The following is a 7,799-nucleotide window of genomic DNA, read 5'->3' as shown; positions in this document are numbered from 1 at the left end:
CCTCCGGCCCGGGCCGCAACAGCCCCCGCCCGGGCCGGAGGCGTCAGGTGTCCGGACCGCAGGAGTCGGATGCCCGCACCGCAGGAGTCAGATGCCCGGTGCCAACGCCTCCCAGCGCAGTGTCACTTCGCCCTGCCGCCACCGCACCGGCCCGTCCACCACCGGCCAGTCGGCCGCCAGGTCCCGGACCGCGCGGATCCAGCGCTGCCGGGCACCGTACGAGGCGTAGGGCGCGGCGGCCGCCCAGGCGCGGTCGAAGTCGCGCAGGAAGGCGTGCACCGGCTCACCGGGGACATTGCGGTGGATGAGTGCCTTCGGCAGCCGTTCCGCCAGGTCCGAAGGGCGCTCCAGGGAGCCCAGCCGGGTCGCGAAGGTGACGGTGCGCGGTCCCTCCGGGCCGAGCGCGACCCAGACGTGCCGGCGCCCGATCTCGTCGCAGGTCCCCTCGACCAGCAGCCCGCCGCGCGACCCGGCCGCCGGGTCCGCCGGTGCGAGCCGCGCGCACAGCCGTCGCCACACGGCCGCGACCTCGCCCTCCTCGTACTGCCGCAGCACGTTCGCCGCGCGCACGAGCAGGGGCCGCTGCGGGATGGGGATCTCGAAGCCGCCGTGCCGGAAGACGAGGCCCGGGCGCTCGTAGGGCAGCGCCGCCGCGACCCGTGCCGGTTCGATCTCGACGCCCACCACGCGCGCGCGTGGCGCGACCGTACGCAGGCGCTGCAGCAGTTCGACGGCCGTCCAGGGTGCGGCGCCGTACCCGAGGTCGACCGCCACCGGGTCGGCGGCGCGGCGCAGCTCGGCGCCGTGCGTGGCCGCGATCCAGCGGTCCATGCGGCGGAGCCGGTTGGGGTTGGTCGTCCCGCGGGTCACCGTTCCGAAGGGGCGGGTGGTCGCGCGGGGTGTCATGGGTACGAGGTTAGGCCGCTTCCTGCCGCTGTCACGGGGCGAGGTGCCGCCGCCAGTAGGTGGGACGCCAGTAGTAGAGGCCGGTGAGGTCGTCGGGCATCGGGGTGCCGGCCGGCCCCTGTTCGAAGGGGTCCCGGTCCGGGTCGGCGGGCCGGAAGCCCGGGTCCAGCGGCTCGTCCTCCCGCGGTGGCCGCACGTAGCGTCGCATCTCCTCGGTCACGGCCCCGAGCCGCCGGTAGTTGGCCTGCGCCTCGATCAGGTTCAGCCCGTGGTTGGGGCCTGTGCCGGCCGTGGGGTGGCGGAGCTGGAAGGGATCCTCCTCCCAGTAGCAGACGGGGCAGATCTCGTAGGCCCACAGCTCGCCCGGGGTCCGGTGGCCGCAGCACGGGCAGGGGAGGAGCTCCTCGGGCGCAGGCGCAGGCGGCGGAGGAGGTGGCGGAGGTGCGGCGCGATGCCGTGGGCCTGTCATGCCCGGAAGGGTAGGGATCCCGGGACCTCACCGCCTCGCCTTCCGGCGCCCCGGCGGCTACTGCCTTCCCCCGTATGTCCCGAGCCGCGCCGCCCCCGCCGACTCGAAGACATGCACCGAGAGGCCGCCCGGTGTCGTCCGGTGGCCGGTCAGCCGGAGCCCCGCGGGGGCCCCGCCGTCCGGGAAGAGGCGCCGCCCCTGGCCGACCACGACCGGTGCGATCGCCAGCCGGAGGGTGTCGACCAGTCCGGCGGCCAGCAGGGACTGGGCGAGGCGGGCGCTGCCGTGGATCTGGAGCTCCCGGCCGGGCTGCCGTTTCAGCTCCGCGACCTGGGCGGGCACGTCGCCGGACAGGATCGTGGTCGGGTTCCACCCGGCCTCGGTCAGGCTGTGGGAGGCGACGTACTTCGGCAGGCCGTTCATGATCCCGGCGAGCGGATGCCCGGTCATCGCGGGCCAGTCACGGGCGAAGCTCGTGTACGTACGGCGCCCGAACAGCAGCGCGTCCGCCTCACCGAGCCAGCTGCCGGCCAGCCGCTCGAACTCCTCGTCCAGATGCGGTACGAACCAGCCGCCCCGCTCGAAGCCGTCACTGGGGTCCTCGTCCGGCGCGCCCGGCCCCTGGGAGACACCGTCGAGCGACAGGAACTCCTGCACCACCAGTTTCATCACGCACCGCCTTCTTCCCGCTTGTCGCCGTCAGTGGTTCAGACAGCGCGGGGCGCGAAAACTCATCGGCCCCGGACTCCCTCACCCTCGAACGGTTGAGCGACAAGCGGTAATGATTCGGTAAAACCTCCGAATCGGGAAATGGAGCACCTGCTTCCGGCGTTGGACTCCGTCGGAGGGCAGCGTGCGCCCTGCGGAAGGCATGCCCGAGCGAGGAGGAACGCCACGTGAGCCAGTACATCGGCAGGCTCGGTCGGCGCTCCGCGTCGTCGCCCGCGCGCCTCCGGCTGCACCGCAGGCCCCGCCGCGTCGCCATGCTCTCCGTGCACACCTCCCCGCTCCACCAGCCGGGCACCGGCGACGCCGGCGGCATGAACGTCTACATCGTGGAGCTCGCCCAGCGCCTCGCCGCGCACGGCGTCGAGGTCGAGATCTTCACGCGCGCGACCGCGGCGGCCCTCCCCCCGACCGTCGAGATGGCCCCCGGCGTCCTCGTCCGGCACGTCGACGCCGGTCCTTACGAGGGCCTCAACAAGGAGGACCTCCCCGCCCAGCTGTGCGCCTTCACCCACGGCGTCATGCAGGCCTGGGCCCACCAGCGGCCCGGCCACTACGACCTGGTCCACTCCCACTACTGGCTCTCCGGCCACGTCGGCTGGCTCGCCGCCCAGCGCTGGGGCGTCCCCCTGGTGCACGCCATGCACACCATGGCCAAGGTCAAGAACGCCAACCTCGCCGACGGCGACACCCCCGAACCGGCCGCCCGCGTGATCGGCGAGACCCAGATCGTCGCCGCCGCCGACCGGCTCATCGCCAACACCACCGAAGAGGCCGACGAACTGGTCCGGCACTACGAGGCCGAGACCGACAAGGTCGCAGTCGTCCACCCCGGCGTGAACCTCAGCCGCTTCTCGCCCGCTGACGGCCGCGCCGCCGCCCGGGCCCGCCTCGGTCTGCCCCAGGACGCCCTCATCCCGCTCTTCGCGGGGCGCATCCAGCCCCTGAAGGCCCCGGACGTGCTGCTGCGCGCCGTAGCCGTCCTCCTCGACCAGCGGCCCGAACTGCGCTCGCGCATCCTCGTGCCCGTCGTAGGCGGGCCCTCCGGCAGCGGCCTCGCCAAGCCCGAGGGCCTGCAGAAACTCGCCGCGCGCCTGGGCATCGCCGACATCGTACGGTTCCGCCCGCCGGTCGGCCAGGAGCAGCTGGCGGACTGGTTCCGCGCCGCCTCCGTGCTGGTCATGCCCTCCTACAGCGAGTCCTTCGGCCTGGTCGCCATAGAGGCGCAGGCGGCCGGCACGCCGGTGCTCGCGGCGTCGGTCGGCGGCCTGCCGGTCGCCGTGCGCGACGGGCACACCGGCTTCCTCGTCCAGGGGCACGATCCGGCCGAGTACGCGCGCGTGCTCGGCGATTTCGCCGACGACCCGCAGCTGGTGCCCCGGCTCGGCGGGCAGGCCGCCCGGCACGCCCAGTCCTTCGGCTGGGACACGGCCGCCGCGGCCACGGCGGACGTCTACACGGCCGCGATGCAGGCACACCGCCGTCGCGTACGCTCGCTGCATGGGTGAAACCGATCAGGAACAGCGCGCGGCCCAGGTCATCGAGGAAGTGCTCAAGGACGCCGAACTGGAGTGGGAGAGCCCCCGGCCCGGCACGTACGTCGCGCAGCTCCCCGGCACCCGCAAGCTGAAGACGACGCTCTCCCTGATCGTCGGCCGGCACTCCCTGTCGCTGAACGCCTTCGTCATCCGCCACCCCGACGAGAACGAGCAGGGCGTCCACCGCTGGCTCCTGGAACGCAACCTCAAGCTCTACGGCGTGAGTTACGCCGTCGACCAGCACGGCGACGTCTACGTCACCGGCCGGCTCTCCCTGCCCGCCGTCACCGCCGACGAGCTCGACCGCCTGCTCGGCCAGGTCCTGGAGGCGTCCGACGGCGCCTTCAACACCCTGCTGGAGCTGGGCTTCGCCTCGGCGATCCGCAAGGAGTACGAGTGGCGGGTGTCGCGGGGGGAGTCCACGCGCAACCTGGACGCGTTCACTCACCTGACCCAGCGCCCCGAGCGGCCCTAGCCGGCCTTGTAGCGCCCAGGCGGCACCCCCACCAGTTTGCGGAAGTGCCGGGTGAGGTGCGACTGGTCGTAGAACCCGGACGCCACCGCCACGTCCCCCGGTGAGCGGCCCTCCAGGAGCAGCCGCCGGGCGCGCCCCACGCGCAGGGACGTCAGGTACTGGTGCGGGGCGATGCCGTAGGCCGTGCTGAACGCGCGTACGAGATGGGCGGGATGGGCGCCGAGCAGTCCGGCGGCCTCCCGCAGGACGACGCCCTCGACGATCCGCTCGTCCAGCAACTCGCGCAGCCGCCGCGCGAGAACGGAATCGGCGGACCGGGGGGAGGCGGGGTCCCCCTCCAGATGCCCGCGCAACCGCTCCCCGACGAACAACAGCCTGCTCTCGGCCTCCAGTTCCTCACCGGGCCGCCCCAGCGTGCCGTGCAACTGCCCCACGCGCCGCCGCAGCAGCGGATCGCGCAGATCGGGCCGGTCGACGGCGGCCCCGATGAACTCGTCGCCCAGATGCGTCCCGTCGAGGTACAGCACCCGCTTGCGGAAGCCCTCCGGGGTGACGGGGGAGCCGTTGTGCGGCACGTGCGGCGGCAGCAGCGACACGCTGTCGTGCGGGGTGCCGCGCTCGTGCCGGTCGAGGTCGTACCGCACGGCGCCCCGGTCGACGATCAGCAGCGTCCAGGCGTCGTGGACGTGCATCGGATACGCGTACTCGGTGAACCGCGCGTGGAAGACCTCGACGACACCCGGGACGGCGGGCCGCCAGGCGGAGACGATCCGGGCGGGCTGGGGGGCCATGCAAAGAACGTACAAGACCTCGACGAGGACCGCCCGGCACGCTCGGATCATGAACACGATCATCGAACCCCCGCGGCCGGAGCCGATCCGCTTCGACACGAAGATCGCCGTGCTGCTGCGCGCGGACCTGGAGCCCTGGCAGCGCCTCAACGTGACGTCGTTCCTGGTCAGCGGCCTGGGAACCCAGCTCCCCGAGGTGATCGGCGAACCCTACGAGGACGCGGACGGCGTGCCCTACCTCCCCATGTTCCGCCAGCCGGTCATGGTCTTCGAGGCCACCAAGGAAACCCTGGCCACCGCCCACACCCGGGCCCTCTCCCGCGCCCTGCCCCGCGCGGTTTTCACCTCCGACCTCTTCACCACGGGCAACGACCGCGACAACCGCGCCGCCGTACGGGCCGTGCCCACCGCGGACCTGGACCTGGCCGGGCTCGCGGTCCACGGCCCGAGGAACGCGGTGGACAAGGTGGTCAAGGGAGCACGGATGCATCCCTGAGACCAAAGTCGGAGGCACGTAGACCGACGGCTGATGACAGCGCGGACGGCCCTTCCCGAGACTGCTTCCATGGAGGAAGCCAGGAAAGTTCGCTTGGGGAAGAGGCCCGTACCGTCCACGCCTACGGACGACCAGACCACGCAACTCGCCGAATCGGCATGGGCCATCGTGCTCTTCTGCGTGGCCTGCGGTGCCGTCGGCGGCGTGCTGCTGCCGCTCCTCGCCCGCTGGCTGCTCACCCTGCCGTGGGCGCCGCTCGAAGGCCCGGCCGAGCTGCTGACCTCGGTCCCGGAACCCGCCCTCACCCTCGGCACGATCACGGTGGGCGTGCTCGGCGGCCTGCTGCTCGGCTTCACGGCGGCACACGAGTCGCTGTCCGTGCGCGTCCGCGACACCCATGTGACCCTGGCCTTCCGGGACGGCTCCCAGGAGTTCACCCGCGAGGAGATCTCCGTGTTCTTCCGGGACGGCAAGCAGCTCGTCCTGCTCGGCCCGGACGGCATGGAACTGGCAAGGGAGCACTGCGGCCTGCCCTGGCGACGCCTTGCGGACGCCCTCGCGGAACACGGACACGCGTGGGCGGAGGAGGACCCGTACCGCGCCGAGTTCCGCCGCTGGGTGCCCGGCACCCCCGGCCTGCCCGAGGGCGCGGACGCCCTGCTGAGGGCACGCGCGCAGGCCCGCAAACACGAGGACGACGCCAAGGACGCCCGGGAGTTGCGCGGAGAGCTGCTGCGGCTCGGGGTGGTCGTACGGGACGAGGAGAAGCGGCAGTACTGGCGGCTGGTGCGACGGGATTGAGCTTCACGGGGTCGGCCCGCGCCGGCGGTCCCGAGGGTAGAAGCCCCCTGGCCCCCTAAACTCCGTGCGGAGGTCCCCGTGACAGTGACCCGCTCACCCGGCTCAGCCGCCGCGCTCGCGTTGCTCGTCGCCACGGCGTTAATCGCGGGGTGCGCCGACCGGGCCCCCGACGCGTCGTCGGACCGGAGCCCGGCCGGATCCGCGCCCCGCCCGGCCATTCACCTGGACGAGGACGACGGCCGCGAGGTGGTCCCCGGCGGCCCGCCGGTCCCCTTCCGTGTCTCCGTCGAGGGCCGCCTGACCCGCGCCCAGGCGGCACAACGCGTACTGGGGCTCCACCTCGGCCTGATCCCCGACCGGCTCCAGGTCCGGGAAGACGGCGCGTGGCACGACGTGCCGCTCCTGTGGACCAACGAGCAGGACGACGACGGCGAGTTCGCCGCCGTACTGCCGCTCGCGCACCGCGGCAAGCCCCGGGCGCTGTTCGACTTCCGGGTGTTCACCGCCGACAGGGAGCGGGACTCCACGCAGGCCGGACTCTCCGCCCTGCGCATCGCCGCGCAGCTGGCCCCGAAGGGCTGGACACCCGGTCCCCACCCGGTGGCATCGGCGCCGCGAGTCCGCCTGCCGGTCGACCCCACGCACCTCACCATCGAGGCCCCGAACCTGCCCAGGGCGGTCAAGGGCGGCCCACCCGTGGAGTGGAAGGTGCGCGTGCGCAACGCGGCGGGCACCCGCACCCGCTCCGGCCTGCGCATCGCCGTCACCCTGAGCCCGGGAGACGTCGGCCGGTCCGTCGGCCACCTGCCCTGGTCGATCGGCGGGGACGGCCGGTGGACCGACCTGACGGGCCGGACGCACGTCGAGACGGACGAGTTCACGCTCCCGCCCGGCCGTTCCCGCACCGTCCGCATCCGCGTCGCCCTGCCGCCCGGAGCGGCAACGAACTCCCTGGGAGCCGGCGCGGTACTGTCCGCCGCGGTCACGGCCCCTTGGTGGCCGTCCGACCCTGACGAACCCTCGGGCATCTCCGGCGACCCGGCGTCCACGAACGTCCTGGCTCAGCGGTAGGGCGTGGTCACGGGGCGCAGGCCTGGGCGATCGACAGGCTGTTCTCGTAGAGGTGGTGCCGGGTGATCCGCCCGTCCTCGACGGTGAGCCGCAGAGCGAAGGGCCCCGAGAAGGACTTCCCGGTCGCCCGGACCGTCCCGGAGAGCTGCCCCATCAGCACGGCGTCGGTCCCGTCCACGAGGACGGCGTCCACGGACGCGCGAGCGTCCTCCGGGACGGTGTACCGGGCCAGCTCATCGGCCTGTGCCGCACATTCGGCGGCGGTGGACCGGGGCCGGATCCAGGGGACGCCGGGGTTGTCGGCGAGCATCCAGTCGACCTCGTCGGCGAAGAGCGCGGCGAGCCCCTCGGTGTCACCGGCGAGCCGGAGTCCGAGGAACCTCTGGACGGTGAGACGGGTGGCTTCCGCGGTGTCGGCAGGTGTCATGGGACCCAGCCTGCCAGGACGCCGGAGGAGCGTCGATTACGTCGGAGGTAACCGCGGTGCCGCCGCCGGTGGTGATCCGGGATGGGCCGGGAGGCGGGG

General features: G+C 73.2%; 10 protein-coding genes. 5 read left to right on the top strand and 5 right to left on the bottom strand.

What is annotated here, in order from left to right; all coding sequences use genetic code 11:
* Positions 1-87: 87 nt before the first annotated feature.
* Genes C1J00_RS34000 through C1J00_RS33990 form a run of 3 tightly spaced genes read right to left on the bottom strand, consistent with a single transcriptional unit; the run spans position 88 to position 2,044 of the window.
* Positions 88-906: a class I SAM-dependent methyltransferase gene (locus C1J00_RS34000; protein ID WP_102912817.1), complete on the bottom strand. Its 819-nt coding sequence runs from the start codon at positions 904-906 to the stop codon at positions 88-90.
* 31 nt (positions 907-937) lie between these two features.
* A complete protein-coding gene (locus C1J00_RS33995) occupies positions 938-1,375 on the bottom strand; it encodes a CPCC family cysteine-rich protein (protein ID WP_102912816.1) in 438 nt (145 codons plus the stop codon).
* Between the two features lie 57 nt (positions 1,376-1,432).
* Positions 1,433-2,044 carry a dihydrofolate reductase family protein gene (locus C1J00_RS33990; protein ID WP_102912815.1) on the bottom strand — a complete coding sequence of 204 codons (612 nt, stop codon included), beginning with the start codon at positions 2,042-2,044 and terminating at the stop codon, positions 1,433-1,435.
* Between the two features lie 227 nt (positions 2,045-2,271).
* Between C1J00_RS33990 and mshA the strand changes: the two genes are divergently transcribed.
* Positions 2,272-3,609, top strand: coding sequence for a D-inositol-3-phosphate glycosyltransferase (mshA, locus tag C1J00_RS33985; RefSeq protein WP_102912814.1), 1,338 nt, complete (start codon positions 2,272-2,274; stop codon positions 3,607-3,609).
* The gene (locus C1J00_RS33980; protein WP_102912813.1) at positions 3,602-4,114 is read left to right on the top strand and encodes a type III secretion system chaperone family protein; all 513 of its coding nucleotides are present in this window, start codon (positions 3,602-3,604) and stop codon (positions 4,112-4,114) included. Before mshA ends, C1J00_RS33980 begins: the two co-directional genes overlap by 8 nt.
* Here the strand turns inward: C1J00_RS33980 and C1J00_RS33975 are convergent.
* On the bottom strand, positions 4,111-4,905 hold the full coding sequence (locus C1J00_RS33975; RefSeq protein WP_102912818.1) for a helix-turn-helix transcriptional regulator: 795 nt from the start codon (positions 4,903-4,905) through the stop codon (positions 4,111-4,113). The genes C1J00_RS33980 and C1J00_RS33975 overlap by 4 nt on opposite strands.
* Positions 4,906-4,954: 49 nt before the next feature.
* Between C1J00_RS33975 and C1J00_RS33970 the strand changes: the two genes are divergently transcribed.
* From C1J00_RS33970 to C1J00_RS33960, 3 genes are all read left to right on the top strand, one after another.
* Positions 4,955-5,401 carry a DUF2000 domain-containing protein gene (locus tag C1J00_RS33970; protein WP_102912812.1) on the top strand — a complete coding sequence of 149 codons (447 nt, stop codon included), beginning with the start codon at positions 4,955-4,957 and terminating at the stop codon, positions 5,399-5,401.
* Positions 5,402-5,494: 93 nt separating this feature from the next.
* Positions 5,495-6,202, top strand: a complete 708-nt coding sequence (locus tag C1J00_RS33965; protein ID WP_245936609.1) for a YqeB family protein — start codon at positions 5,495-5,497, stop codon at positions 6,200-6,202.
* A gap of 78 nt (positions 6,203-6,280) precedes the next feature.
* The gene (locus C1J00_RS33960; protein ID WP_146046302.1) at positions 6,281-7,273 is read left to right on the top strand and encodes a hypothetical protein; all 993 of its coding nucleotides are present in this window, start codon (positions 6,281-6,283) and stop codon (positions 7,271-7,273) included.
* 7 nt (positions 7,274-7,280) lie between these two features.
* Here the strand turns inward: C1J00_RS33960 and C1J00_RS33955 are convergent, their stop codons facing one another.
* Positions 7,281-7,700: a nuclear transport factor 2 family protein gene (locus C1J00_RS33955; RefSeq protein WP_102912809.1), complete on the bottom strand. Its 420-nt coding sequence runs from the start codon at positions 7,698-7,700 to the stop codon at positions 7,281-7,283.
* Positions 7,701-7,799 lie beyond the last annotated feature (99 nt).

Source organism: Streptomyces cahuitamycinicus (assembly GCF_002891435.1).
Classification (GTDB): Bacteria; Actinomycetota; Actinomycetes; order Streptomycetales; family Streptomycetaceae; genus Streptomyces; species Streptomyces cahuitamycinicus.
This window is presented reverse-complemented; position numbering and strand designations above follow the sequence as displayed.